The organism is Micromonospora sp. C28ISP2-4 (assembly GCF_030519385.1).
Classification (GTDB): Bacteria; Actinomycetota; Actinomycetes; order Mycobacteriales; family Micromonosporaceae; genus Micromonospora; species Micromonospora tulbaghiae.
In genome coordinates, this window is record NZ_JAUMKG010000001.1 from 1,298,573 (window position 1) to 1,324,259 (window position 25,687).

General features: G+C 69.5%; 25 protein-coding genes. 10 read left to right on the forward strand and 15 right to left on the reverse strand.

Annotated features, from left to right (window positions below):
* Positions 1–85: 85 nt before the first annotated feature.
* From Q3W68_RS06240 to Q3W68_RS06250, 3 genes are all read right to left on the reverse strand, one after another.
* Positions 86–2,434 (reverse strand): sodium-translocating pyrophosphatase, encoded by a 2,349-nt coding sequence (locus Q3W68_RS06240; RefSeq protein ID WP_302904514.1) that lies wholly within the window; start codon positions 2,432–2,434, stop codon positions 86–88.
* Positions 2,435–2,755: 321 nt separating this feature from the next.
* Positions 2,756–3,193: an ATP-binding protein gene (locus Q3W68_RS06245; RefSeq protein ID WP_128138513.1), complete on the reverse strand. Its 438-nt coding sequence runs from the start codon at positions 3,191–3,193 to the stop codon at positions 2,756–2,758.
* Positions 3,193–3,543, reverse strand: coding sequence for an STAS domain-containing protein (locus Q3W68_RS06250; protein ID WP_013283649.1), 351 nt, complete (start codon positions 3,541–3,543; stop codon positions 3,193–3,195). Before Q3W68_RS06250 ends, Q3W68_RS06245 begins: the two co-directional genes overlap by 1 nt.
* A 133-nt stretch (positions 3,544–3,676) precedes the next feature.
* Between Q3W68_RS06250 and Q3W68_RS06255 the strand changes: the two genes are divergently transcribed.
* The 3 genes from Q3W68_RS06255 (at position 3,677) to Q3W68_RS06265 (ending at position 7,166) form a co-directional block, all read left to right on the forward strand.
* A complete protein-coding gene (locus Q3W68_RS06255; RefSeq protein WP_302904517.1) occupies positions 3,677–6,121 on the forward strand; it encodes a DEAD/DEAH box helicase in 2,445 nt (814 codons plus the stop codon).
* A gap of 144 nt (positions 6,122–6,265) precedes the next feature.
* Positions 6,266–6,472 (forward strand): hypothetical protein, encoded by a 207-nt coding sequence (locus Q3W68_RS06260; RefSeq protein ID WP_013283647.1) that lies wholly within the window; start codon positions 6,266–6,268, stop codon positions 6,470–6,472.
* Between the two features lie 115 nt (positions 6,473–6,587).
* Complete coding sequence (locus tag Q3W68_RS06265; RefSeq protein WP_302904518.1) at positions 6,588–7,166, forward strand: hypothetical protein; 579 nt, start codon at positions 6,588–6,590, stop codon at positions 7,164–7,166.
* A 141-nt stretch (positions 7,167–7,307) separates the two neighbouring features.
* On the opposite strand, the gene Q3W68_RS06270 is transcribed toward Q3W68_RS06265, so the two are convergent.
* The 7 genes from Q3W68_RS06270 to ssd form a co-directional block, all read right to left on the reverse strand.
* Positions 7,308–7,700 (reverse strand): Rv3654c family TadE-like protein, encoded by a 393-nt coding sequence (locus tag Q3W68_RS06270; RefSeq protein WP_302904519.1) that lies wholly within the window; start codon positions 7,698–7,700, stop codon positions 7,308–7,310.
* 8 nt (positions 7,701–7,708) lie between these two features.
* On the reverse strand, positions 7,709–8,083 hold the full coding sequence (locus Q3W68_RS06275; RefSeq protein WP_302904520.1) for a TadE family type IV pilus minor pilin: 375 nt from the start codon (positions 8,081–8,083) through the stop codon (positions 7,709–7,711).
* 116 nt (positions 8,084–8,199) lie between these two features.
* Positions 8,200–8,367 carry a DUF4244 domain-containing protein gene (locus Q3W68_RS06280; protein ID WP_013283643.1) on the reverse strand — a complete coding sequence of 56 codons (168 nt, stop codon included), beginning with the start codon at positions 8,365–8,367 and terminating at the stop codon, positions 8,200–8,202.
* Positions 8,368–8,389: 22 nt separating this feature from the next.
* On the reverse strand, positions 8,390–9,118 hold the full coding sequence (locus Q3W68_RS06285) for a type II secretion system F family protein (protein ID WP_302904521.1): 729 nt from the start codon (positions 9,116–9,118) through the stop codon (positions 8,390–8,392).
* Complete coding sequence (locus Q3W68_RS06290; RefSeq protein WP_302904522.1) at positions 9,118–10,014, reverse strand: type II secretion system F family protein; 897 nt, start codon at positions 10,012–10,014, stop codon at positions 9,118–9,120. The genes Q3W68_RS06285 and Q3W68_RS06290 overlap by 1 nt, the downstream gene beginning before the upstream one ends.
* On the reverse strand, positions 10,011–11,222 hold the full coding sequence (locus Q3W68_RS06295; RefSeq protein ID WP_302904523.1) for a TadA family conjugal transfer-associated ATPase: 1,212 nt from the start codon (positions 11,220–11,222) through the stop codon (positions 10,011–10,013). The genes Q3W68_RS06290 and Q3W68_RS06295 overlap by 4 nt, the downstream gene beginning before the upstream one ends.
* Complete coding sequence (ssd, locus tag Q3W68_RS06300) at positions 11,219–12,322, reverse strand: septum site-determining protein Ssd (RefSeq protein WP_302904524.1); 1,104 nt, start codon at positions 12,320–12,322, stop codon at positions 11,219–11,221. The genes Q3W68_RS06295 and ssd overlap by 4 nt, the downstream gene beginning before the upstream one ends.
* Before the next feature lie 334 nt (positions 12,323–12,656).
* Here ssd and Q3W68_RS06305 point away from each other — a divergent pair, with 334 nt between their 5' ends.
* Positions 12,657–13,622 (forward strand): phosphotransferase enzyme family protein, encoded by a 966-nt coding sequence (locus Q3W68_RS06305; protein ID WP_302904525.1) that lies wholly within the window; start codon positions 12,657–12,659, stop codon positions 13,620–13,622.
* A gap of 405 nt (positions 13,623–14,027) precedes the next feature.
* Here Q3W68_RS06305 and Q3W68_RS06310 read toward each other — a convergent pair whose 3' ends face one another.
* Together Q3W68_RS06310 and Q3W68_RS06315 are read right to left on the reverse strand one after the other, a co-directional pair.
* A complete protein-coding gene (locus Q3W68_RS06310; RefSeq protein ID WP_302904526.1) occupies positions 14,028–14,900 on the reverse strand; it encodes a hypothetical protein in 873 nt (290 codons plus the stop codon).
* A gap of 189 nt (positions 14,901–15,089) precedes the next feature.
* Positions 15,090–15,299 carry a hypothetical protein gene (locus Q3W68_RS06315; RefSeq protein ID WP_302904527.1) on the reverse strand — a complete coding sequence of 70 codons (210 nt, stop codon included), beginning with the start codon at positions 15,297–15,299 and terminating at the stop codon, positions 15,090–15,092.
* 731 nt (positions 15,300–16,030) lie between these two features.
* On the opposite strand from Q3W68_RS06315, the gene Q3W68_RS06320 reads away from it, so the two are divergent.
* Together Q3W68_RS06320 and Q3W68_RS06325 are read left to right on the forward strand one after the other, a co-directional pair.
* Positions 16,031–16,759: a helix-turn-helix domain-containing protein gene (locus Q3W68_RS06320; protein ID WP_302904528.1), complete on the forward strand. Its 729-nt coding sequence runs from the start codon at positions 16,031–16,033 to the stop codon at positions 16,757–16,759.
* Between the two features lie 931 nt (positions 16,760–17,690).
* On the forward strand, positions 17,691–19,688 hold the full coding sequence (locus Q3W68_RS06325; protein WP_302904529.1) for a class I SAM-dependent DNA methyltransferase: 1,998 nt from the start codon (positions 17,691–17,693) through the stop codon (positions 19,686–19,688).
* 9 nt (positions 19,689–19,697) lie between these two features.
* Here the strand turns inward: Q3W68_RS06325 and Q3W68_RS06330 are convergent, their stop codons facing one another.
* The 3 genes from Q3W68_RS06330 to Q3W68_RS06340 all read right to left on the reverse strand — a co-directional run bounded on the left by Q3W68_RS06330 (position 19,698) and on the right by Q3W68_RS06340 (position 22,843).
* Entirely contained in the window at positions 19,698–20,606 is a 909-nt protein-coding gene (locus Q3W68_RS06330; RefSeq protein WP_302904530.1) for a MamI family restriction endonuclease, read from the reverse strand.
* Positions 20,607–21,305: 699 nt separating this feature from the next.
* Entirely contained in the window at positions 21,306–22,055 is a 750-nt protein-coding gene (locus Q3W68_RS06335; RefSeq protein ID WP_302904531.1) for a glycosyltransferase, read from the reverse strand.
* A complete protein-coding gene (locus Q3W68_RS06340) occupies positions 22,052–22,843 on the reverse strand; it encodes a GntR family transcriptional regulator (RefSeq protein WP_013288466.1) in 792 nt (263 codons plus the stop codon). The genes Q3W68_RS06335 and Q3W68_RS06340 overlap by 4 nt, the downstream gene beginning before the upstream one ends.
* Before the next feature lie 154 nt (positions 22,844–22,997).
* Here Q3W68_RS06340 and Q3W68_RS06345 point away from each other — a divergent pair, with 154 nt between their 5' ends.
* The 4 genes from Q3W68_RS06345 (at position 22,998) to Q3W68_RS06360 (ending at position 25,662) form a co-directional block, all read left to right on the forward strand.
* A complete protein-coding gene (locus Q3W68_RS06345) occupies positions 22,998–23,315 on the forward strand; it encodes a hypothetical protein (protein ID WP_030274472.1) in 318 nt (105 codons plus the stop codon).
* Positions 23,316–23,561: 246 nt separating this feature from the next.
* Positions 23,562–24,500 carry a hypothetical protein gene (locus tag Q3W68_RS06350; protein ID WP_302904532.1) on the forward strand — a complete coding sequence of 313 codons (939 nt, stop codon included), beginning with the start codon at positions 23,562–23,564 and terminating at the stop codon, positions 24,498–24,500.
* 83 nt (positions 24,501–24,583) lie between these two features.
* Positions 24,584–25,456, forward strand: a complete 873-nt coding sequence (locus Q3W68_RS06355) for an FtsK/SpoIIIE domain-containing protein (RefSeq protein WP_302904533.1) — start codon at positions 24,584–24,586, stop codon at positions 25,454–25,456.
* Positions 25,453–25,662, forward strand: a complete 210-nt coding sequence (locus Q3W68_RS06360) for a hypothetical protein (protein ID WP_302904535.1) — start codon at positions 25,453–25,455, stop codon at positions 25,660–25,662. Before Q3W68_RS06355 ends, Q3W68_RS06360 begins: the two co-directional genes overlap by 4 nt.
* Positions 25,663–25,687: the final 25 nt, after the last annotated feature.

Sequence of the window (25,687 nt, forward strand, 5' to 3'; positions counted from 1 at the left end):
CCTCCGGGCCGAACCGCCACCGGTCAGGTTTGCCGGGCACGGGGATCCCGGCCGGCCGGGGCCGGCCGGGAACCGTCGCGTGCGATCAGGCGTTCACCGTCTCCGGACGCTGGTCCGGGGTGCCGGCACCGCTGTCCGAGTCGGTCATCGCCACACCCTTGCGCTTGCTGAACACCACGGCCCCCGCGATGATCAGCGCGGCCACCACGGCGATCGTGATGCGCAGCGCCGGGTTCTTGTCGTCGCCCACGCTCCAGGCCACCACGGCCGGGGCGATCAGCAGCGAGACCAGGTTCATCACCTTGATCAGCGGGTTGATCGCCGGGCCGGCGGTGTCCTTGAACGGGTCGCCGACTGTGTCACCGATGACTGTGGCGGCGTGCGCGTCGGAGCCCTTGCCGCCGTACGCGCCGTCCTCCACCAGCTTCTTGGCGTTGTCCCAGGCACCACCGGAGTTCGCCAGGAACACCGCCATCAGCGTGCCCGCGCCGATCGCGCCGGCCAGGTACGCGGCGAGCGCGCCCGGGCCGAGGCCGAAGCCCACAGCGATCGGGGCCAGGATGGCCAGCAGACCGGGCGTCATCAGCTCGCGCTGCGCGTCCCGGGTGCAGATGTCCACGACCTTGCCGTACTCGGGCCGCTGGGTGCGGTCCATGATGCCGGGCAGCTCGCGGAACTGGCGGCGTACCTCCATCACCACGGCGCCGGCCGAGCGGGAGACCGCGTTGATGGCCAGGCCGGAGAAGAGGAAGACCACAGCCGCGCCGATGATCAGGCCGACCAGGTTGCGGGGGTTGGACACGTTGAGCGAGTTGAGGATCTCGGTGCCGACGTCGCCCACGCCCGCGTCCTCGTACGCCGACCGCAGCGTGTCGGTGTACGAGCCGAACAGCGCGGTCGCGGCCAGCACCGCCGTGGCGATCGCGATGCCCTTGGTGATCGCCTTGGTGGTGTTGCCGACGGCGTCCAGCTCGGTGAGCGTCCGCGCGCCGTGCTCGTCGATGTCGCCGGACATCTCGGCCACGCCCTGGGCGTTGTCGGAGATCGGGCCGAACGTGTCCATCGCGACGATGACGCCGACGGTGGTCAGCAGGCCGGTGCCGGCCAGCGCGACGGCGAACAGCGACAGCGTGATCGAGCTGCCGCCGAGCAGGAACGCGCCGAAGACGCCGGCGCCGATCAGCAGCGCCGAGTAGACGGCCGACTCCAGGCCGACGCTGATGCCGGCGAGGATGACGGTGGCCGCGCCGGTCTGCGAGCTCTTGCCGATGTCCTGCACCGGGCGCCTGTTGGTCTCGGTGAAGTAGCCGGTCAGCGCCTGGATCGCGGCGGCCAGCACGATACCGATCACCACCGCGCCGATGGCCACCAGCCGCGGGTTGCGGTCGACGTCGGTCAGTCCGCCCTCCAGCTCGGCGAACGTGGCTGGCAGGTACGCGAACGCAGCGATCGCGACGAGCACGGCGGCGATCAGCGCGGACAGGTAGAAGGCCCGGTTGATCGCGGTCAGGCCGTTGCGGTCGCTGGCGCGCAGCCGGGTGATGAAGACGCCGACGATCGCGACCAGCACGCCGATGGTGGAGATGATCAGCGGGAAGACCAGGCCGGTCTCGCCGAACGCGGCCCGGCCGAGGATCAGCGCCGCGACCAGCGTGACCGCGTACGACTCGAACAGGTCGGCGGCCATGCCGGCGCAGTCGCCGACGTTGTCGCCCACGTTGTCGGCGATGGTGGCGGCGTTGCGCGGGTCGTCCTCCGGGATGCCCTGCTCGACCTTGCCGACCAGGTCGGCGCCGACGTCGGCGGCCTTGGTGAAGATGCCGCCGCCGACCCGCATGAACATGGCGAGCAGCGCGGCGCCGAAGCCGAAGCCCTCCAGCACTGTCGGGGCGTCGCCCCGGAAGATCAGCACGACCAGCGCCGCACCGAACAGGCCGAGGCCGACGGTGAGGAAGCCGACCACGCCGCCCGTACGGAAGGCGATCTTCATGGCGCCCTCGCGGCCGCCTTCTCGCTCCCGTGCGGCCGCCGCCACCCGCAGGTTGGCGCGGGTGGCCAGCCACATGCCGGCGCCGCCGATGAACGCGCTGAACAGCGCACCCACCACGAAGAACGCCGAGCGGCCGGCCTTCACGAGCGTTTCGTTGCCGTCGGTGTCGTGCACCGGCAGCAGGAAGAGCAGCACGACGGCGATCACCACGAAGATCGCCAGCGTGCGGAACTGTCGCAGCAGGTACGCCGACGCGCCCTCCTGCACCGCGCCGGAGATCTCCTGCATGTTGGTGGTTCCCTTACCGGCCGCCAGGACCGCCCTGGTGAGGGCGGCCGCGAAGACGAGCGCCACCAGCGCGATGACCGCGGCGATGACGACGTACGTCACGTTGGCTCCGGTAAGGGACAGTGCGCCGCCGTCGGCGGCCAAGGTCCCGGACATCTATGTCCTCCTGTACCGAACAACTCGCGCCGGCTCGTGGAGACGCACGGGCCGACGCCTGGATGCGGACTCGCAAGCGCGCGCCAACCCACCCCGGCGGACCAGCGATGAACTCCCGTTCCCGCTGGCTACGGGATGGGATCACTTGCTGACAACCCGGGTACTGTAGCCCTCCGGCGTGGCGAGGGTCACACCGAGGGGGCACCGTGTCTCGATGATCTTCGTAACTGTGTTATGCGAAGAAATCTGATATATGGCGCGGCCAATACGACGAGGCCGCGCTCCCCCTTCGGGGAACGCGGCCTGCGTGTGCGAATCGGGTCAGGCGCGGCCGGCCGGCCAGGACATCCGCACCTCGGTTCCGACGCCCTCGTCGACCGGGCGGACCTGGAGATCCTCCACGAAACCGGCGAGCAGCGCGAAGCCCACCCCGGTGGTGAGCGCGTCCTCGCTGAGCGACTCCTTGGCCAGCTCGTCCGGGCCGAGCGCGGCCAGGCCGAGGCCCGCCTCGATCGGGGCCCGGTCCACCACCCGGACCGTGTAGCCGCCGCCGTCGGACATCTCCACGTACACCGGGTCGGCCAGGCCGTACTGCCGGTGCAGCGCGACCGCCCGGGTGCACGCCTCACCGATGGCCAGGCGCACCTCGTCCAGCAGGTCCTCGCGTACGCCGGCCCGCCGGGCCACCGCGACACCGACCAGACGGGCGGTGCGCACGTGCACCGGGGCCGGCGAGAAGGACAGCTTGACGGTGGCCATCACGCGCCGGTGGAGTCGGCGGCGATGGCCGCGTCGACCGTCGGATGCAGCGGGAAGACCTGGTCCAGGGCGGTGATCCGGAAGATCTTGAGCAGCGGCTCCTTGTCGCAGACCAGCGCGAAGGAACCACCGGCCGAGCGCAGCCGCTTGAGCGCGCCGACCAGCACACCCAGACCGGTCGAGTCGAGGAAGTCCACCCGGCCGAGGTCGACAACCACGTGCCGGGCCCCGCCGTCGATCAGCTCCAGGAGCCGTTCCCGCAGGCGGGGGGCGGTGTAGACATCCACCTCACCGCCGACCTCGAGCACCGTGTGCTCCCCCACGGCGCGGGTCGCCAGCGACAGCTCCATCGGCCCCTCCTCGGTAAACTCTCCTGGGCATCTAACCATCTCCCCGTGCGGCCCCCTCGGTCACCGGCCACGCCCTCCCCATACCCCCACCCTGCGGTTCCCAATTCCGAACACCAGTGCGAGAGTGCAGGACGTGACCGACCACAGCCCCGGCCCGCGACGTGCTCCGGGCGAGCTGCTGCGCCGGCTGCAGCTGCGTCACGCCACCGACCCGGTCACCCACGTCGAACGCGTCCCGGCCCGCGCCGGCGAGCCGGTCGGGTGGCCCGGCTGGGCGCCGGAGGAACTGCGGGCGGCGTTCGCGCGACGCGGCGTCGTCGCCCCGTGGCGGCACCAGGCCGAGGCCGCCGAGCTGGCGTACGCGGGCCGGCACGTGGTGGTCGCCACCGGCACGGCGTCCGGCAAGTCCCTGGCGTACCAGCTTCCCGCGCTGAGCACGCTGCTCGCCGACCCGCGCGCCACCGTGCTCTACCTGGCGCCGACCAAGGCGCTCGCCGCCGACCAGCTCCGCGCCGTCGCCGGTCTCGAACTCGACGGGGTACGCCCCGCCACCTACGACGGAGACACACCGCGCGCCGAGCGGGAGTGGATCCGCCGGCACTCCCGGTTCGTGCTGACCAACCCGGACATGCTGCACCACGGCATCCTGCCCGGGCACGCCCACTGGTCCGGGTTCCTGCGCCGGCTCGCGTACGTGGTGGTCGACGAGTGCCACACCTACCGGGGCGTCTTCGGCTCACACGTCGCGCACGTGCTGCGGCGGTTGCGGCGGCAGTGCGCGCGCTTCGGGCGTACCCCCGTCTTTCTACTGGCGTCCGCCACCTCGGGTGACCCGGCGACGGCGGCCGGGCGGCTCACCGGCCTGCCCGTCACGGCCGTCACCGAGGACACCTCGCCGCGCGGCGGGGTGACGTTCGCACTCTGGGAGCCGCCGCTGCTGCCCTCCACCGACTCGTCCGTCGACGCCGATCTCGTCCAGGTCCGGCGCTCCGCGCTGCGGGAGACCGCCGACCTGCTCGCCGACAGCGTCGTCGAGGGGGTACGCACGCTAGCGTTCGTGCGGTCCCGCCGGGGCGCCGAGGTGGTGGCGGCGAACGCCCGCCGGGCACTGGACGAGGCGGTGCCCGGGCTGGGCGACCGGGTGGCCGCCTACCGGGCCGGCTACCTGCGCGAGGAACGCCGCGAGCTGGAACGGGCGCTGCTGCACGGCGACCTGCTCGGCCTCGCCTCCACCAACGCGCTCGAACTCGGCGTCGACCTGGTCGGGCTGGACGCGGTGCTGATCTGCGGCTGGCCCGGCACCCGCGCGTCGCTGTGGCAGCAGGCCGGGCGGGCCGGGCGCTCCGGCGACGAGGCGCTCGCCGTGCTGGTGGCCCGGGACGACCCGCTCGACACCTACCTGGTGCACCACCCGGAGGCGCTGTTCGGGCGGCCGGTCGAGGCGACGGTGCTCGACCCGGCCAACCCGTACGTGCTCGCGCCGCAGCTCGCCTGCGCCGCCCACGAGTCCCCGCTCACCCCGGCCGACCTGGACCTGTTCGGGGAGGGCGCGAAGGAGGCGGTGGACTCGCTGGTCGAGGCGGGGGCGCTGCGGCAGCGGCCCACCGGCTGGTACTGGCGGCACCGGGAACGCCCCGAGGTCGACCTGCGCGGCGAGGGCGGCGCACCGGTGTGCGTGGTGGAGGAGTCCACCGGCCGGCTGCTCGGCACCGTCGACGGCGGGTCGGCGCACTTCCTGCTGCACACCGGCGCGGTCTACCTGCACCAGGGCGTCTCGTACGTGGTCGACTCGCTCGACCTGGCCGACGGGTGCGCGCTCGTGCACGCCGAGGAGCCGGACTGGTCCACCCACGCCCGCGACGTCACCTCGCTGTCGGTGGTGTCGGTCCGCTCGTACGTGGACGCCGGACCGGTCGGGTTGTTCCTCGGCGAGGTGGACGTGACCAGCCAGGTGGTGTCGTACCAGCGGCGGCGCATCGCCACCGGTGAGGTCATCGACACCCGTCCGCTGAACCTACCGGCGCGGGAACTGCGCACCGTCGCGGTGTGGTTCACGCTCTCCCCCGAGTCGCTGACCGCCGCCGGTGTCGAGGCGGCGGACGTACCGGGCGCGCTGCACGCCGCCGAGCACGCCGCCATCGGCCTGCTGCCGCTGATGGCGACCTGCGACAGGTGGGACATCGGCGGGCTGTCCACCGCGCTGCACCCGGACACCGAGGCGCCCACCGTCTTCGTCTACGACGGCCACCCCGGCGGCGCGGGTTTCGCCGAGCGGGCGTACGGCACCGCCGCCGCGTGGCTGCGCGCCACCCGGGACGCGATCGCCGAGTGCGGGTGCGAGACCGGGTGCCCGTCCTGCGTCCAGTCCCCGAAGTGCGGCAACGGCAACAACCCGCTGGCCAAGGCGGAGGCGGTGAAGGTCCTCGACGTGGTGCTGACCAACCTCGCCACGGCCGGGTACGCGGGCGGAGTCCCGTCCCCGGACGCCGGCCAGGAACCCGAGGCGGGGCGGGGTGGGGCGCTGCCCCGGCAGGGCGACCGGGTGGCCCGCCCGGCCCCGGCCGCGGGTGGTTCCTGACCTTTCCGGTGCCAGGGGTGTCTGGTTGGTGGGACGGGTGCATGAGCGTGGGGTGGTCGGGGCATTGATGTATGGGAGCGCTTCCATGCATCATTTCCGGTAGCGCAGAGGTGACCCGAGACCCGTCCCGCCGGAGGTGCCGCCGTGGCCGACACGATCGCCGAGACCGTCGAGCTGCTCTACACCATCGACCAGGAAAACCTCACCCCCGACCAGCAGATAGCGCTGGGCACCGCAATGGCCACGCTTGCCCAGGCGGAACGGCTCGAACAGATCAACGAACGTCTGCGCGGCATCCATCAGGTGCTGAACAGCTGGGCGATGAAGGCCACGGTCGACGGCGGCCGCTGACCGTGCTGACCTTGCGCCTCGCCCGGTGTGCCGGCGTAGCGGCGTCCGGGTGCGAGCGGGCGAGCGGTGGTCGGCCTGCTGTGCAAGACTCCGGCGACCCCTCGAAGGAGATCAGATGTCGCCCGACAACCTGCAGGCCCAGCACCGGTTCATCATCCGTCAGCGGATCCGGATGATGGTCAACCAGTACGAGGTGCACTCGGTGGCGCCCGACGGCTCCGAAGGTGGGCTGCTCGCGTTCGCGCAGCAGAAGCGGCTCGCCTTCAAGGAGCAGGTGACCATCTACACCGACGACTCCAAGCAGTACCCCCTCCTCGGCTTCAAGGCCCGCCAGCGGCTCGACCTCGGCGCCACCTATGACGTGACCGATCACGCGGGCAACCCCATCGGGCTGTTCCGCAAGGACTTCGCCCAGTCGCTGCTGCGCTCGACCTGGCACGTCGAGCAGCCCGGTCTGCCGCCCGCCACCGGGCAGGAGCGCAGCCTGCCGGTCGCGCTGCTGCGCCGGTTCGTCGACTCGCTCTCCTGGCTGCCGTACCACTTCGACTTCATGGCCGGCGGCCAGCCGGTGTTCTCGGTCGACCGGAAGTGGGGCCTGCGGGACCGGTACTCGGTGGAGATCCATCACCCGCAGATCGACCGTCGGCTGGTGATCGCCATGGCGGTCGGACTGGACGCTCTCCAGTCCCGCTGACCCTGCTCGTCGGCTCGCAATGCTGAGCCGGGCTCCGGCCTCGTCCTGACTAGGTCCCTGCTCCCGGTCCCGGCTCGGCTTCGGGTTCCGGCCCGGCTTCCGATCTCGGCCCGCTTCCGGTCTCGGCCCGGCTTCCGCCCGTCAGGACCGGGCCGGGCCGGCCCGGGACGTCGCGGCGGCGTCCCGGGTCAGGCCCGGCAGCGGTGCGACACGTACCCGCGCCGTGACGATCAGGTCCAGTCCGTCGACCCGGCACCCGGTCATCCGGCCGCCGTTGGCGGAGACCAGGTCGGCGGCGCGAGCGCAGGCGGCGTCGGCTCCGTCGAGCACCTGTCCGGCACCGGCAAGCGCCCCGAAGTCCGCCGCGTTTCGGGCCTGATGCCGCGCGCACCGGGCGGCCCCGAGCGCGGCGCCGAACACTCCGACCAGCACGAATACCAGCCCGATCGCGAGCAGGCACACGGTCGCGCCGCCCCGGTCGGCCTGAGGCGTACCGCCGGCTGACGTCCTGCGCTCCCGGCTCTCCACGAGCACGCCGGCTCTCACGGCACCGGGCCGGGCGCGCCCGGCTCCACTGCGGCCACCGCCTCCCCCGACACGACCAGGCGAGGCAGCCGCGTGCCGAACGTCCGTACCGGCGCCCGCACCGTCGCCGTCACCCGATCGCCTGTCACCGTCACAGCCACCTCGGCGCCGTCCGGGGCGTACCGGGTTCCGGCGACGGTGCCGGGCTCGCCCCGGGCCGCGGCGAGAGCCGCCTCCCGGGCCGCGTCGACACACGCGACCCGGGTACCCACCGCGTTCACCGCGGTCAGACCGGCGACGAGGAGCAGCATGAGCGCCGGCAGGCCGGCCGCCAACTCGGCGGTGAAGGAGCCCCGCTCGCACGCGACGCGCGAACGCCACCGGCGCCACACCGAGCCGGCCCGGAGGCCGGCCGCACCCAGGATCAGACCGGGCTCGGTCGACGCGCCGAGCGGGACCGCTGGTGCGTGGAGCCACCGACCGCGACGGCCGGCCCGCCGGCGCGCGATCACTTCAGGGCCCGGTCGATGACGGCGGTCAGCGCGGACTGCACGTTGCCGGAGGTGAGCACCTTCAGCAGGATCCCGGCGAAGGCGACAGCGGCGAGGGTGCCAACGGCGTACTCGGCGGTGTTCATGCCGGCGTCACCCCGCAGGCGGGTGAGGAGCTTGCGCATTCGTACGTCCCTTCTCGATTGTTCACAGCACGTCGCCGAGGACGGCGACGATCACCGGCACCAGACCGGCGAGAATGAAGGCGGGCAGGAAGCACAGCCCGAGCGGCAGCACGATGAGCACGCCCGCGCGGCGGGCCGCCGCCTCGGCAGCGGTCGACCGTTCGGCACGCAGATCGTCGGCGAGCCGGGTCAGCGCGCGAGCCAGTGCGGCGCCGCTGTTCGACGAGCGGACCGCCGCCGCGACCACGGGTTCGGCCCCGGTGACGCCGTCCAGGTGCGCCCACGCCTCGCCGGGGCCGCCGCCGAGCCGTAGCGTCCGGCCGACCCGACCGAGCCGGTCCGCGAGTGGCCCGCCGAGCGCCTCGGCGACGGCGAGCACCGAGCGGTCGACCGGCGCGCCCGCCCGCAGCGCGGCGGCCAGCAGATCTGCGGCCAGCGGCAGGTCGGCGGTCTCCCGCAGCCGCCGTTCCCGGGCTGCGCGCGGCTCGATCCGGCGCAGCAGACGGTCGGCCGCGACACCGCACAGCAGCCCGAGGAACACGCCCGTCACACCGCTGACGATCACCGCCACCGCGATCCCGGCCAGCGCCGCGCAGAGGCGTACCCGATCCGGCCACCACGCCGGGCGGTCCGGCCGCGGCGCCGGGGCGAGCCGCCGCAGCCGCCGGGCCGGGCGGACGACCGGACCGGCGACGACCAGGAGGGACGCGGCGCCGCCGAGGCAGACGGCGGCCAGCACCTGCCGTGACATCAGGCGGCCCGCCCCGGCGTGGCACCGAGCCGCTCGGCCCACAGCAACCCGCCGACCTGCAACACGACTGCCGCCACCGCGCTGCCGGCACCCACCGGCGTGTGCAGGAGCACCGCCACCGGGTCCACCCCGATGCTGTAGCCGAGTCCGATCCCGCCGAGCGGCAGCGCGGCGAGCAGCCAGGCGGTCGCCCGCGCCCCGGCGGCCTGGGCGGCGGCAGCGGCGAGTCCCCGGTCGGCGGCGCGGGCGTCGGCTTCGATCCGTTCCAGCAGATCGGCCAGCGGCGCACCCGTCCGGTCGGCCAGCCTTCCGGCAGCCCGGGCCAGCCGCGCGACGCGTCCCGGGCCGTCGTCGGCACCGTTGCCGGCGGGCAGCCCGGCCCGCAGGTCGGCGGCGACGGCGGCGAGGCGGTCGAGATCGCCGCGGTGCGCCAGGGTGGCCACCCGGTGGGTACGCCGGCGCAGCACCGCCCGGGCCGCGAGCACGGCGTAGATGGCAAGCACCAAGGCGGCCACCGGGCCACCGAGCAGCGCCCCCGTCACGGCGCCACCCAGTGCCGCCACCGGCAGCGCGCGCCCCGCGGAGAGCGCCGGCGCAGGAGCCGACGCCGGAGACGGTGTCACCGGCACGAGGTGTCTCCATCGTCGTGTCGGATGCCCGGCACCCGGTCGGCTCCCTTCCCGGCCGCGGCCGGGCGGCCTGGCGGACGCCCTTGGCCCGGAGTCGAGCGGACGTCGTGGCGGTTCCGGGGAACCGGCACCCTTCGCCGGCTCGGTCGAGGTCCCCGCAGTGCCCAGGACCGCCAGCCGCCGGGCACGACCGGCCCGGACCGGCCAGGCGACGGCGACCGCCGCGGCGGCCAGGAGCAGCACCGCCGGCCAGAGGTGGCCGGTCACGACGGCTCCGCCGGGCTGGGCCAGGTCGCCCGGAGGATCGGCGGCACCGGCGTTCCCCGCTCCCGCAGCAGGCCGGCGAGCAGCTGGGCCGCCGGGGCAAGCCCTCGGCCGCGCGTCCAGGCCGGAACCACTGTGACCACCCGGTCGGGTCCGTCGGGCAGCAGCAGCCCGATGGAGTCCAGTACGCGCCCCTCGCCGGTGCGGCGGAGTTGGAGGACGACCTGCAACGCGGCGGCGACCTGAGCGTGCAGCGCGAGCCGGGGCAGGCCGCCGAGCATGCCGAGCGCCTCCAGCCGGGCCGGAACGTCGGCCGGGGCGTTCGCGTGCAGCGTTCCCGCCCCACCGTCGTGACCGGTGTTCAAGGCGGCGAGCAGGTCGACCACCTCGGCGCCCCGGCACTCGCCCACGACCAGGCGGTCCGGCCGCATCCGCAGCGCCTGCCGGACCAGGTCGCCGAGCCCGACCGCACCGGCGCCCTCGACGTTCGCCGTCCGCGCCTGCAAGCCGATCACGTGCGGGTGCACCGGGCGCAGCTCGGCGGCGTCCTCCACCAGCACGATCCGCTCGGTGCCCGGCACCAGCCCGAGCAGCGTGTTGAGCAGCGTCGTCTTGCCGGAGCCGGTGCCGCCGCTGACCAGATACGCGAGGCGGGCTGTCACGAAAGCGGCGAGCAGCGGGGCGATCGGCCGGGGAACTGTGCCCCGGTCGACGAGTTCGTCGAGGGTGAAGGGCCGCTGCCGGAAGGTACGCAGCGACAGGTAGGGCCCGTCGGTAGCCACCGGAGGCAGCACCGCGTGCAGCCGGGTGCCGTCGGGCAACCGCGCGTCGGCGTACGGGGAGGCGTCGTCGAGCCGGCGACCGGCGGCCGCGGTGAGGCGTTGCGCCAACCGGCGTACGTCGTCGAGCGTGCCCAGCGGCACGGCGACCTGACGCAGTCCCCGTCCCCTGTCGACCCAGACCCGCACCCCGTTCACCAGTACGTCGGTGACCTGCGGGTCGGCGAGCAGCGGAGCCAGAGGACCCGCGCCGACCAGGTCGTCGTGGACCCGGTCGGCGATCCGCAGCAGCGTGGTGTCACCGAGCACCGCGGTCGCCGGTTCGGCGCGTACCGCGGAGACGATCGCCGCGGGCGTGACCGGGGTGGCCTCGGCGGCGAACCGGTGCCGGACCCGGGCGGCCAGCTCTGCCGGGTCGGCCGACGCGGTCACGCCGCACCCGCTGCGGACGACCCGACCAGCTCGTCCACGATCCGCTGGCACAGCGCGGCGAGCGGCCCCTTCCCGCTCGCGCCCGGCGCCTCGCCCCGCTCCAGCCCACGGCACAGTCCCGGCTCGGGTCGCAGCGTGCCGGCGAGCGGAAGCCCCAGTGCCCGGGACACCTCGGCCGCACGCAGCCGACCGGGTGCCGGGCCGCGCACGACGACCGACAGGTCGACGCAGTGCGGCGCGGCCACGGCGGCGACCCGGGCCGCCGCGGCTGCCGCCCTCAGCTCGGCCGGTACGACGAGCAGCGCGCGGTCGGCGGCCTGGAGTGCGACCACCGCGGCGTCGTCGAGGTGCCGGGGCAGATCGAGCACGACCAGGTCCCGCCCTCGCCGCCCCGCGTCCACCGTGGCGGCCATCGCCTCGGCCGGCAGGTGCCGCAGGTCGCCCCGGTCCCAGGAGAGCACCACCAGGTCGCCTCGGCTGGGCAGCGCACGGATCAGCGACGGCGGGTCGACGCGCCCGTCCGTGCCGGCCAGTTCCGGCCAGCGCAACCCGTCGAGCTGCTCCCACCCGAGCACCAGGTCGAGACCGCCACCGAGCGGGTCCGCGTCGACCAGCAGCGTCCGCAGCCGGGACCGGGCCGCGCTGACGGCGAGCCCACCGGCCAGCACACTGGCTCCGGCACCGCCCCGGCCGCCGAGCACCGCCACCACCCGGCCCTGACCCGGGCCGGCCGGACCGGCCACGCACTCGGCGAAGCGGTCGACCAGCCAGGGCTCGGCCGCCGGCAACGTCGCGACGTGCTCCGCGCCGATGAGTTCGGCCAACTCCGTACCCGGGTCGAGCTCTCCGGAGCGAGCGACCAGGACCGCGCGGGCGCGGCGGGGAAGGCGTGCCCGCAGGCAGGCCGCCGCCTGGTCGGCGCCGATGAGGACCAGCGGCGCCGGCGCCCAGCGGGCCCGGGCGGCGGCCGGATCGGCCGCCAGCTCGACCTCGGTGCCGCCGGCCGCCGCGAGTCGCAACAGCTCGTCGAGGAGGTCGCCGTCGGAGGTGACGAGCAGGGGCAGGCGACGGTACGGCGGGAGCGGGGTACGGGGCGGCATGGCGGCCTCCATCGGTCGGACTCGGACGTGCCGGGGGTGAGCCTGCCCGGCCGAGGGATGCGAGACCGGTGCCCTGTGGACAACCGAGGGCCTTGTGGACAGACCTCGGTGACCCGGTTGATCTGCTATGTGCCGGAGGGCCGGCGACAGCAGTACGCGGTGCTCCGGCCCGGGCAGTCCTACCGGCAGCAGACGTACGTCGGTCATCCGTGGGTCGTGACCGACGAACGGGGGTCGAGGGCTGGTGTGCTTCGAGCCGGCCCGGCAGACGCTGCGCACGGTCATCCGGTAACTCCCTTGCCGCGCCCGACCGGCGGCTGCGACGCTCCGTCCGGTGATCGACAAGCCGGACATCGACGAGCGGGTGCTGGCAGCCGAGGTCGCCGACGCATGGTCGGTGGACGTCACCGAGCTGGCGTTCATGCCGGTCGGTCTCGACGGGCACGCATGGGCGTACCGGGTGGAGACGTCCGACGGCAGGCGCTACTTCCTCAAGGTGCGTCGCGGCGAGTTCACCCCGGCCGCCGTCCTGTTGCCCTCTCTTCTGCGCGCGCAGGGTCTTCGGCAGGTGGTCGCGCCGCTGGACCTCCCCGAGGGCGGGACCGGGCGCGGATTCCGGGACTATCGACTACTGCTCTACCCGTTCCACGACGGCGGCAGCCTGTGGGGCCGCGGCCTCACCGACCGCCAGTGGATCGAGTACGGCGAGTTCCTGGGCCGGCTGCACCGGCTCACGCCGAGCGCGGAGGTCGCCGCCGCCCTGCCGGCTGAGACGTACCGGTCGAGCGCGGGCGAGCGGCTGCGGGCCCTCGGCTCGCAGGCCGCGACGAGCGAGGTTCTGGGCACCTTCTGGGACCGGTACGGCGCCGCGCTGAATCGATTGGCGGAGACTGTCGACGAGCTGGCGTCGCGCGTGACGCGAGGGCGGCACGTCATCTGCCACGCCGACATCCATCCGGGCAATCTGATCGCCGACGGCGACGGTCCGCTGCACGTCGTGGACTGGGACGCGCCGATCCTCGCGCCGCGCGAGCGGGACCTGATGTTCGTCTACAGCGCCGACTTCGGCGACCACCCGATCAACCCGCACCGGGCCGAACTCTTCCGGGAAGGTTATGGGGCGCTGGAGCCGGATCCGGTCCTGCTGAGTTACTACCGCGGCGAGCGGCACCTCGACGACGTGGCCGTGTTTCTGGGCGGCATCCTCAGTCCCGGGGTCAGTGCGGAGTCCCGGGCCAATGATCTGCACTGGCTCACCCGGATCGCCAAGGCGGTCGCCGACCCCGGATACGCGCCCTGAGCTGGACGCGGAACGCTCACCGCGCAAAGGGACGACCCCCGTCGGGGGGATGCGGTCTCAAGCTGTCGGCCGGTGCCAGATGGTGGCAGCCCGCGTCGGCGAGCAGGTGCAAGACGCCGGTGGTTCGCGTTCAGGGTCGACCCCTGCCGACGCTCGTGCTGCCTTCTCGCTGCCTCGCTGCCTGACGCCTCGCTTACAAGCTCTGTGCATCGCGTCCGTACACGTCCGGCAACGGCTGTTCTCTCGGATTTCTGTCCGTGCCAGTGCTCGTCAGTCTGGTGGCGTTGCTGCCAGCAGCCGTTCCGTCAGCGCCCCAGGCCGGTTCAGGGTGCGGACGTGAACTATCGGTCGCTGCCATCTGGTGGGGGCGCTCGCGGTCAGCACCGCTGGGGGAATCAGCCGCGATTACCCTGTAGCCCAGCGGCTGCGTGGGTCGAACCATCCAAGGTCGGGGAACCACGCGATGCATCGCCCGAGCGGGTAGGCCCACACCCAAAGGTGGGTGATCTCTGTCGGTAGGTGCGGAGGCTCCGTCGGCAGCTCGCTGTAGTCCTTGTCCAGTGCATGCCAGGCGAGCCATGGCGTGCTGAACGAGAAGCCTATGAAGGCGTGCCGCTCATCGGATCCCGTAGTCGCCAGCTTGCGCCGGACATCGAGCCGTCGCTCATCGCGGACGAACGAGGCAAGGTAGTCGCCAAAAAGGGCCCAGTCCAACTCCGCCGGACCACCGATCCCCTCGGCGGCAATGTGGATCACCGGCGTCTCCGCTGCCCTAATCGTCCTCGACGCCAGCCGTACCACCCCCGCCGCGGCGAGCAGGCGAACATCGGCGCTGTGGTGTTGTTCGAGGCGTTGGTCGAACACGGCGATCTCGAACGTGTCGCCGCTTGCATCGAGCTTTTCGAGGATCAGCGGTAATGATCGCTCCAACCTGCCGACTCGCGCCGTTGCTGCCAGAGTGACCCACCAGACCCTTCCCAGAGTTGGGGCGGCCATCTGGAACTGGCGCTTGAGCACTTCGCTGCCGAGAGCGGCGTAGGCCTCGTCTAGGTCCTGAGTGATCTCAACGTACGCGGTCCGACCGTCCAGGTACTCGATCCGGAGATCCGGCATACCGTCGGCGCTGCCGTCATCTTGAAGCACCACGTACTCACCCGTGAGCCGGGCTACCACTCGGGCGGCGGCGCCCTCGAAGTCGCCTTCATAGCTCGACCAGTCTCGGAGGCGCTTCCGCTCAGAGCGAAGGTCGGCGGCGTATCCAGGGGTGAACTGGCGCACAGACGCACCTTACTTCGAGGACTTTGAAGGGTGGGCTGCCGCTACGCGGAGCTCGCGGCGTGCAACCGCCGACCTGCGCATCACGATCCCCGAGTGCTGGTCCACAGCGTGCTCCTCGCGGCCAGCGTGGTGTCCCCGTCCGTGATCGTTCGCGAATGCTCTCCGGCTTGGCTGCTCTCGCGTCACGCCCTACTCCACACCCTCCGGGAGCTTGCCGAATTTCGCCAATAGCGCCCGGGCGCTCTTGTCCGCCTGCGACTCCGGCTTGAGGTTGGTGTGGATGCCAGCCTTGGGCAAGTCGGGGTCGTTGGACGTGAGGTGAACGCGCTTTGTGCCTAGGTCGTACCAGACCCGGACCGTGAGTTCCACGTATCGGCCGTTCTCGGATGCCTTCGCCATGATCGTTTTCCCATCGTACGGTGAGGGTTGTAAGAGGCTAGGGGCTAGAGCTTCACTGCCGGCGAAGCCGCGGGGGCATTGCGCCGAGCGGACAGCTTGGAGCCCAGCTATGGATTGCCGGCGAGGCGATTGCTGGCCGCCTTGGTGGGCCGGGTCAGAGGGCCGGTCGGCCCGTCGGAGCTCTGATGGTGTCGGTCTTGCTCTGCTAGGGCTGCACAACGACCACGCTGTTGGTCACTTAGCGGATCGGAAGATCAGCTTCCCCGATCGTTTGCGCGGAAAGCCGTGAGACGGGTTAGTGGGAGTACTTTCGCCGGTGGCCGTTGACGCTTGCCTCAGCGCCCTTGTACCAGCAGCCGGCCTTAGGGCAAGACACCCACTTGTTACGGCTCACGGCCTCGTGGATGACTGACCGCCCGGGGCTATAGCCATGCTTGTGTAGGAGTTGGGCCACCTGGCCGCCATATTCGGCAGCCACAAGGGCCGCTTCGGCAATCTTGTCGTGACCCTGCGCGAAGAACGAGCCGATCCCTGTCTCGTTGCCGCATCCACACCAGCACGTGCCCGTTGGGATCAGTCGGGGGAGATCGAGGTTCGTCATGTAGCCAAGGTAGTCCTTCTAGGAGTCATGTCAAGGGTCTCCTCCAAGAGAGGCGTCCAAGGAAACTGGCTGCTCGCCTCGATCTTGCTTGAGGTTGACACTTCACGACGGCCCAGCGAAGGTTAAGCCGATGAACGTTGGGCGCTCGTCGTTGGCCGAGCGGGCCCGGGTCTACGCCGCCCTTGGCGAGCCAGCCCGCCTGGCCATGGCTGACGCGCTCGCCTTGGGCGACGCTTCGGTGGGGGAGATCGCCAGCGCCCTCGACATGCCGGCAAATTTGGCCGCCTACCACCTCAAGGTTCTCGTTGATGCTGGCCTCGTGTCGAAGAGCCGCTCCGAGGGCAGCCCTCGCCGCACCTACCTCCGGCTCCGTCCGGAAGCCCTTGCCACCCTCGCCGCCCCGCGCCTCGTCGAGGTCGGTCGGGTGGTATTCATCTGCACCTACAACTCCGCCCGCTCACAGCTGGCCGCTGCGCTGTGGAAGCGCCGCACCAACGGCGCCGTCGCGTCGGCTGGCACGAGGCCGGCGGCCCGGGTCCACCCCCGCGCGATGGCGGTGGCTCACCGCTACCACCTGGACCTTGACCCGACCGGTACAGCCGGCGTCGCCGACGTTGTCCGCGCTGATGATCTTGTCGTTGCTGTGTGCGATAGCGCCCATGAGGAACTGACCGGACCAATGCCCGCACGACTGCACTGGTCTGTCCCGGACCCGGTCCGTGTGGACACCGACGAAGCGTTCGAAGCCGCCTACGTCGAACTTGCCGACCGGGTCGAACGGCTCGCCTCCGCCATCATCCCTGGAGGCTCCGCTGACTGGAGGTCGCTGTCTCGTCGCTGCCCCAGACTGGACAGGTAAGCCAGCCCAGAATCCGTCGCTCCGCGTCAACCGGCTGCTAGCGATTGCCGTGCAGGTCGCCCAGCCTGCACGAGCAACAGAGTCCCAAAACCGGGAACGATGTCTGCCCTTGGAGGTACCCTCGCCCTATGCGACGGACCTTTCTCCTCATACTCGGAGATCGTGATGCCATCGCTTGGGTTCTACGAGAGCAGAGAATGGCCTTCCCCCCAACCCCCAGGAAGGAAGTTGCCGCCCTGGCCCCGGGAGATGGGCTCTATATCTACTCGACTCGCACAGCTTGGGGTAACCCAGCTCGTGATCGTGGGCGGATCATCGGGCATGCCATAGTTAAGAGTCGGGTTCTCCCGCTGGATGTGCCCTTAAACTTCGGCAGCCAAATCTTCCCAAGCGGCTGCGCTCTCGAGATCTCGGGAGTCGTTCCATTTCCGGGTGGCGTCGAGCTAGCACCTCTGGCTCATCAAATGAAAGCCTTCCCTAAACCAGATGCCTGGAACCTTTACCTCCGGCGGCCACTGCTGACGTTGCCGACACCCGACACCCTGCTCCTTGACCAGAAGCTGGCCCCCCTCTTGAAGTCGCCAGCCGAGTCTCTCTCGACTTACCCTCGACTCCTCACTGCTGCAGGCGACGGCGATCTAGGGCCTGCATCGAAGTCGGTTACAGCCTAGTTCCGGTCAGTCCATTTCGGACGCTCTGGCGTCCTTCGCTTGATCGAGCCAGCAGCAGGAGCGCGTGCATGGATCGAGACTTTCGAGTGCTGCTGCTGCCTACCATCGCGCACCTCCTCGGGCCCTGTACTCAGCCAGTGGTAGGCGTAGCGCCTCACCGCGTCGACATGCTGTGATTAGCCCGGCACGCCGGCAGGCAAAGTGAGGTGCCCGCAGTACCTCTAGTTACGCTCTGCCTCGAACCCGCCGGAAGGAACGACGTGACAAGCACCCCACAGTCTGCATCAGCCCCGCTGCTCGGCGTAGCCGGGCACTGGGGCTCCACCGAGATCGAAGTCGCCCGCCGATTCGACGACCTCCACCAGCTCCTGTACATGCGCGGTGGAGTGCGTCCAACCAACGCAGCTGTGGAGGAAGTTGCCAAGCTCATCTTCCTACGCCTGTGGGGTCTGAAAAGCCCGAACTCTTACGTAGGCGCTTCCGTCAGCGCGGCAGATCTGTTTACAAATCCAGACCAGCGTGATGATCTCGTTGGACTCTTCAAGCAGGCATTTACAACCGCCCTTAGTTCGACGGATTTGGTTGCGGCCAGCCCAAGCGGCCGCCTGGAACCGATCTGGCCCCTTGATGAGCCGTTCCGTCTTCAGGATCCGGCTGCACTCGCGGCCGCGGTGAACTTGATTGACGAAATCGTTACTACGGGAACACCTTCGGTCTCCGATCCACTAGGCACAGCGTTTGACGCTCTATTGAGCGGCAAATACGATCACAGCGGCGGGCTTGGAACCTACTTGACTCCAAGTAGTGTCGCTCGCCTGATGGCGGAAGTAGCAATCGAACTTCTAGATGTCACAGAAGCCGAGAAACAAGCTCCGGGATTTGGTGACCCGTATTGCGGTACTGGCCGGTTCCTCGTGGCAGCGATTGAAGCACTACGGGATTCTGACCGTTCCGTTGCCAAGTCGCTCCTCTCGGCGGGCGCCTTCGGTGCCGATCAGTCTCCGTCTGCCGTAGCCAAGGCCCGTATCAACATGTTGCTGTACGGCGACAACCGGCCGCTGGTTTGGACGGTAAAGGATTCAGTGACCGACAGCGACCTCGCCGCTCTTCATGGCCAAATCCCACTCATTCTGACGAACCCCCCGTTCGGTGAGGGCAAGTACGACGATCCGATCGGCATTGCGGCGACAGGTGCTGCGATTCCAAAACTCGCAGGAAAGGCGCGCATTGATCCGGCGATGGCCGGACTTGTAAAGTCCATCCGACTGCTTCAGCCTGGCGGTGTAGTTGGGATTGTTCTCCCAGACGGACTAACGGAGTCGCGTGCATTCGAGGACCTGCTCGCCAACGATTTCGGTGACCTGGGCGGCAAGATCGCGATAGCTGCAAACGTGAGCCTACCTACCGCCACCTTCTCTCTTAGTGGCACCGTAGCGAAGACGAGTGCCATCTTCCTCAGGCGAGAGTCTCGTCCTAGCAGGGTTGCGATTGCTCGGGCGGATCACGTGGGTTACATCCGTCAAGCGGGTAAGGCTGCTGCGGATCCGGAGGGCAACGACCTCCCCACGATTTCGAAGCTCATCCGCGAAGGATTCTCCAAGACGGACGCTGAAACTCTGGTTGTTATGAGAGAGCAGCCCTTGGTTGCGCTTGCCGAGGCTGACGCGATCCAATCATACGATCCATCGCGGTTGGACCCGGTTGCGATGGATGCTCGCCGGTCTCTTTTGCAGCAGGGCGGCGTCGAGATGAGAGCCTTCCTGGCCGCCAAACGGGTCAGGCGCGGCAAGGCAAAGGAGACGAACGAAGTGTTCGTATCCGTGTTGCATGTCGACGACCTCGGAAACATCGCCTGGCACGAGGCGAACACCCACCGGCCGACAACGCCCGGCTTTGTGGCTACTGGCGGCGACCTTATCGTTTCCCTTCTTAATCCATCGAAGCTGCGCGCGGGCGTTATCCCTCCCGACGTCGGCGAGGTTCAGGTCTCGGCAGAGTTCGGCATCTTCCGCGCCTCATGCAATCCCTATGCCGCACTTGGGCTGCTTTACAGCGAGCGTGTCAAGAATCAGCTGAAGCCGTTGGGGCGTGGTACGTCAAGCTCACGTCGACGGATCGATGCTGAGGACGTACTGTCCCTGATCGTGCCAAACCTTCAAGAGGACGACCTGTTAAAGCTGGGACGCCGAGTGGAGGCCGCTATCGAGATGGTCGCCACGGGTCGGCAGACGCTCTACGGAGAATTTTCGAGTATATAGAAGCCTTTCTTAAGCCTCCGCCTCCTCCCGGGAGACTTCTTCCAGAATAGATTCTTCCTTCTCGTCGAAGACGCCCGGGAAGAGGTTGGGGATTACTGCGATATCGGCGACCAGATCAGCAGCATCGGTCAGGCGGCTAGGCCTTGCAGTCCGCCCCCCATAAGGAACCGCCCGGCTTCTTCCCGTCACTGGGAGGACTTCGTCGGGCAGTGGCTTTTCCCATCGGACTGCGTGCCTGCCACCGGGTTGCGCAACGATTCGGGCGTCGAAAACTAGCACGTTAGCCAGATCGAGATTGCCGAGAGTGTTCACGACGATGCTGTCGTCGTAGCCGACAGGTGGGTGAAGCTGCAGGTTGTACCGGTCGGATATGCGCTGCTGTACGAAGGTCTTGACCAGTTGTCGCCAAGCTTGGTCCTTCTGGGCATCAAGGGCCCACGCTCGAACTCGGATGGGTCGAGGCAATTCTTTACCCACAACTCGATCAACAAGCAAGTAAAAGAAGGCGGGCGCATTTAGGTACTCTTGCCATACCGGCAGCTCGCCCTTGGCTGCCCTCTTCGCATCATCAGAGGGCTTGCCTAGGTTGTGGTTCCATCGGGGGCGATCGACTCCCGAGATGTTGGCGGCGCTTTTGACCTCGCTGCCATCCGCTAGATCATCGCCTTTTCCACGAAACCCTTGGCCGGGCTCTTTCAGCACGATTGATGCAACAAATTGAGCGATGTATCCGGTGTCCACCTGTGCCGATTGGCCGGTCAGGGCAGCCCACTTCTGGAGGGTCGTGTGCTGGTTTGCGAAGAAATCGATGAAGAGGTCCTCCAGAAGTTTTTGCTGTTGACCCCGGGAGAGGCTCCGTAGCAGGGTCCGACGCTTGGTGACACCCTGCTCCAGGGCGCGCGCGACCTCGTTCTTCACTTATACCGTCCTCGTCTATGCCGGAAGATCGTGAAGGCTAGCAAAGTCGGGAAGGGCGCGTTGCCCCAGAAGTGGATTGGTGCATAGGCACTACCGACGAATGCTTACAACACGTGGCAACTTGCCCTCCCGTCTGCCGTCGACCCGCCCTTCCGGGGAGCGGGCCGCCGTCCGGCCCGCCACGTCAAGCGGACCTTGACACACGTTCGGACGCTGGCGGGTCGGGCGGTGGTCTGCTCGGCTTGCCCGGGTCGATGGCAGACGGGATGGCTCCCCTTCCGCAACCACCCGCGGACCGCGACGCGCCGGCGGCGTCCCGGCCATCCTGGAGCCGGAGCGCCCCCGCCGGAGGCGCTCTAGCCGTAACCCCGCGACCGTCGCCAGCTCGCCGACGCGGCCGGCGTGCGCTCCCCTACGCCGCGCGGCTCGTGGCCGCGCGGCCCGGCCGGCTGCCGGCCACCCTCACCCGGTCAACCCAGCTGTCGTGCTGCGGCGGCCCCTTGGGCTTCCCGCTTCCGCGCCAGCCGCCGGGCGTGTTGCGTGGCCGGAGTCGGAGCGCCAGCGGAGCGACGGACGCGTGCCCAGGCGGCGGCGCGTGCGGCCCGTCAAGGGCCGCCTTGAAGACGTACAGAAAGTTTGAACCAACTCGCCGGCAGCCGGCGTCCTGCTTTACCGCCCAGCCAGCCCCGGCTTTCGGGGTCAGGCGCGAGCGGTAGGGAAGGATGATTGCAAGGCGGTGGCTCGGGACTCGATGAGCTGCATGCGGAGCTGCCACTCTTCGTTCGCGCTCCAGTCGCTCTGGGCCGTGATCTGGTCCGGGTGCTTTCGGTACAACAGCCCTGGCTCCGCAATGAAGTAGCCGTCGGTTACGACTGACGCGGCGATCAACAACCCTGTGTCTTCCCCACCCGGCAGTGCCATCCAGCCGCCAAGGGCGAGGGCGAGATCACGCCGGATACACAGCGTCGCTGGGTGGACCGGAAGCCGGTATCCCTTACTGCGGAAGTAGTTCAGTACCTCGCCCTGGTGCAGGATGCCGCCCGGCGGGTCGGCGTGTTGCCAGCCGACCGTCGATCCGTCAGGCATCAGGTCGAGCACGCTGCACGTCGTCCAGCCCACGTCAGGCCTTTTGCTGAGTATGTCGATCTCACGCGCAAGGGCGCCGGGAGCGAGCTGGTCGTCTGCGTCCAGGACTCGCAGCAGATCTCCGCCGCTGCGTGCCATAGCCATGTTGCGGGCGGTCCCAGGACCACCGGGCTTCCCTGTTCCGCTGAGGATGCGTGGGTCATCGGGAAGGGCGGCAGCAACTTTGCCGGTCCGTCCGTCCTCCTGGACCAACCACTCCCACGCCCACCCATCCGGCAACTCTTGCGAGCGGAGTGACTCGTAGGCGTCTGCCAGATAGGGAATGCTCGGGGCGTGGACTGGCGTGATCAGGGAGATCTTCACTCCGACCACCGCGCAAGCTTCGTTGTGTAAACGAACTCGGTCCGGTCGCCAGGGAGTACGACGTTCGAGACCTCCACGACGCAGTCCTTGGTGTCCACGGAGACCTTGCGAAGAACGAGCACTGAGACGCCTGGGGGCAGCTTCAAGGCTTCGGCTTCGTCTGCCGAGGGCGGCCGGGCCGTGATCTCGTCAACGATCCGGTCTAGCTCGATTCCGATGGTGAACAGCTGGTTCTGAGTACCGCCCGGCCAGGGCTCGTTGTTGTCGTCGAGCAGCGCCGGATTCTCGGCGACCACGTCATAGACCATGTAGGACGTGTTCAGGCTGAGCGGCACCCGCTCCTTACGGGAACTGGTTCGGTAGACGCGCTCAAGCATCTTTGCGCCGACCGGAACTCCGAAGATCCGAGCCAGTTCAGCGCTCGCCGGAACCGTCCGGTACTCAGCCGAGAAGTCAAGGTCTTGCATGGTCAGTCCGGTGTCTCGCTCGGTTGCGCCTGTGCGGCGTCGCTGAGACTCGGGCAGTCGGGCTCGATCCTTCTCCCACTGATACCGCTCGGGGGATCGCCGTACTCGCTGTCGAGGCGCGCGGACGAAGGTTCCTCGGCCGTGACGTCGATCGACCAGACCTTCTGCTTCGAGCGTGTCGAGCGCCTGTCGGACGACGGGCAAGCTCACTTCGTAGTCGGCTTTCATCTGCTGCTCGTTCGGCAGCTTCGTTCCAGGCGTGACCTCACCCGAATGAATCTTTTCGCGCCACTCTGCGGCGATTCGCTCCCACTTGGCCATTCTTCACACTCCTTCACGCCTGGCTCCAGTTTAGGTCTTCATGAAGTCTTGACGCGATCAGACGACCGGTCGTACGTTGTCTGCACGTCTTCATGAAGACATGAAGATGACGGAGTGCACCGACGAGCGGTGCCCCAGCAGACAGGAGACGGCCTTGAAGCTGTACGTGGACACCAAGGGCAAGCAGGTGACGGTGTCGAAGGACCCGGAGCCGAAGAACGACCAGAACGGCAACCAGCGGTCGGAGAAGGGAACGGGCCGGCTCATGTGGGCGACCCAGGTCATCGTGCTCGACGAGACCGGCGGTGAGGTCATCAGCATCACGACGGCGGGAGAGAAGCCGGGTGTGATGGTGGGGCAGCTCATCGAGGTCGAGCAGTTGGAGGCCATTCCGTGGGCGACCAACGGGCGTAACGGCGTCGCGTTCCGTGCGATCTCGCTGAAGCCGAAGGCTGGTTCGGCGGCCAAGTAGTCCTTCGCGCAGCGTGCTGTGTGAAGCCTGGTGGTGTCTGACCTCCAGCGGCCTGAGGTCCGCTGATCGAGTCAAGTGAACAAGCAGTCCGAGGACGGCTCCGGCGTCCAACGTTCTCGGCCTGGTGACCACGACCGGTGGTCACATCCCGCGAGAAATGGCGCGGGGTCGGTACCGGCGTCCAAACCTGCCGACCCCGTGCCCTCCAACTCATCCGACCCAACTCGCGATTGGGAGGGATTCGTCGTGTCCAAGTCTAGCCCCCGCCGCTCCTTCGGACGGAAGTCCAGCGGCACCATCACCGTGATCGAGGCCAGGGTTCACCGGTCCTCGGCGCGCAACGCCCGGTTGGCGTTCATCCTCACGGCGGTCATCGTCGGCCTTCTGTCGGCCGTGGTGGCCGCTTCCTCCATTCACCCCATCCTCGCCCTGCTCACCGGCGCTCTGATCGGGGTTCCCCTCGGTGGCCTGGCCTGGCTGCTCGTGCGCATCTGGCCGGTGCTGCGGCTGCTGTGGTGGTGGACCCCCGAAATCGGGATCACCACCGGCCTTGGTGCCGCCTGGGTGCAGCTGGTCAATCACACCTCGACCCTGGTCACCCTGCTGGTGGTCGCCCTGGTCGTGGGTGTCCCGGCCGCTGTGCCGGTGTCCCGCCGGTTCCTGGTGGCCTGGACCTGGTGCCTCGTGGTGCGGCACCGGCTGCGCGTGTGCTTCGCGCAGTTCATCATCGCCAACCAGTCCGGCAGCCTGCCGCTCATCCTCTGGGCCAAGCCCACCCCCGTCGGCGAACGGGTCTGGGTCTACCTGCGCCCCGGCCTCTCCCTCGCTGACCTGGAAGGCCGCCTCGACCGCATCGCGGTCGCCTGCCACGCCTCCACCGCCCTGATCGAGCGGGCCTCCGACCGTAACGCCGCCTACCTGCGGTTCGACATCAAACGCCGCGAGGTGCTGACCGCTCAGGTCGGTTCCCCGCTCGTCGACGTCATCGACCCCGACACCCCGGCAACCGAGCGGATCCCGGCCACCGTGCCCACCGCCCTGGACCTGCCCGACATCGACGCCCCGACCGTCACCCTGCCCACCCAGGGCAAACCGGCCGCCAAGAAGCCGGCCACCACCGCCAACGGCAGCAAGCCCGCGGCTTCCACCACCAGCGACGTCGACGACGTCTCCGACTGGATCTGACCTTCACCCAACCGGTCGCGGAGAGCCCTACGGGGTTCGTTCGTGTGGCTCTCCGCGCCCGCAACTGCCCAAGGAGGGCACCCATGACCACCACACCCGCCCCGACGTCGGGGATCCCGGTGGGGCCTGGCCTGTCGATGTTCGACCCCATCTTCGTCGGCATCGACGAGTTCGGTCACCCCGTCTACATCACCCTCGCCTACCGCAACCTGCTCGCCGGAGGCGAACCCGGCGGAGGCAAATCCGGCCTCCTCAACACGATCGCCGCCCACGCCGCCCTGTCCGTCGACAGCCGCCTGGTGCTGCTGGACGGCAAACTCGTCGAACTCGGCCAGTGGGAGGACTGCGCCGACGCGTTCATCGGCCCCGACATCACCGCCGCCCTCGACATCCTCCGCCGCCTGCAACTGGTGATGAACAACCGCTACGCCTGGCTGCGCGCCCACGGCCGCCGCAAGCTCACCGCCGACGACGGCCTGTCCGTCATCACCGTCCTCGTCGACGAGATCGCCTACTACAGCGCGACGGTCGGTTCGAAGCAGGAACAGGAAGAGTTCGTCGCCCTGCTCCGCGACCTGGTCGCCCGTGGCCGTGCCGCCGGTATCCCGGTGGTTGCCGCGACGCAGCGGCCGTCGTTCGACATCATCCCCACCTCGCTGCGGGACCTGTTCGGCTACCGGGCCGCGTTCCGCTGCACCACACCGAACACCTCCAACATCGTGCTCGGACACGGCTGGGCCGAGCAGGGCTACACGGCCACCGACATCGCCCCCACCAACCAGGGCGCCGCCTACCTCATCGCCGAAGGCGGCACCCCCCAACGCATCAAAGTCGCCTACCTCACCGACACCCAGATCGCGGGCATCGCCGACTACGCCGCCTGGATCCGCCGCCCCCGCCCGTTACCGGCCCTGATCCCGGACCTGACCCGGGTGGATTTCGAGGTGGCCGCATGACCACCCGTCAGCACACCTACGCCAAGGCCAACCAGCAGAGGGCCGCCCAGTACGTCGAGATCTGGATCGTCGCCCAACCCGGCGAGATCGCCTCGATGGTCCAGGTCGCCTCGGCCAGCGGCCGACTCGTCTACCTCAGCCCGCCCCACGCGGTGGGCGGCGACGACACCCGACAGCGCCGCTACCTGCGGCTGCGCACCCGATAAATCGGCCGACGGAACCGGCCTCAGC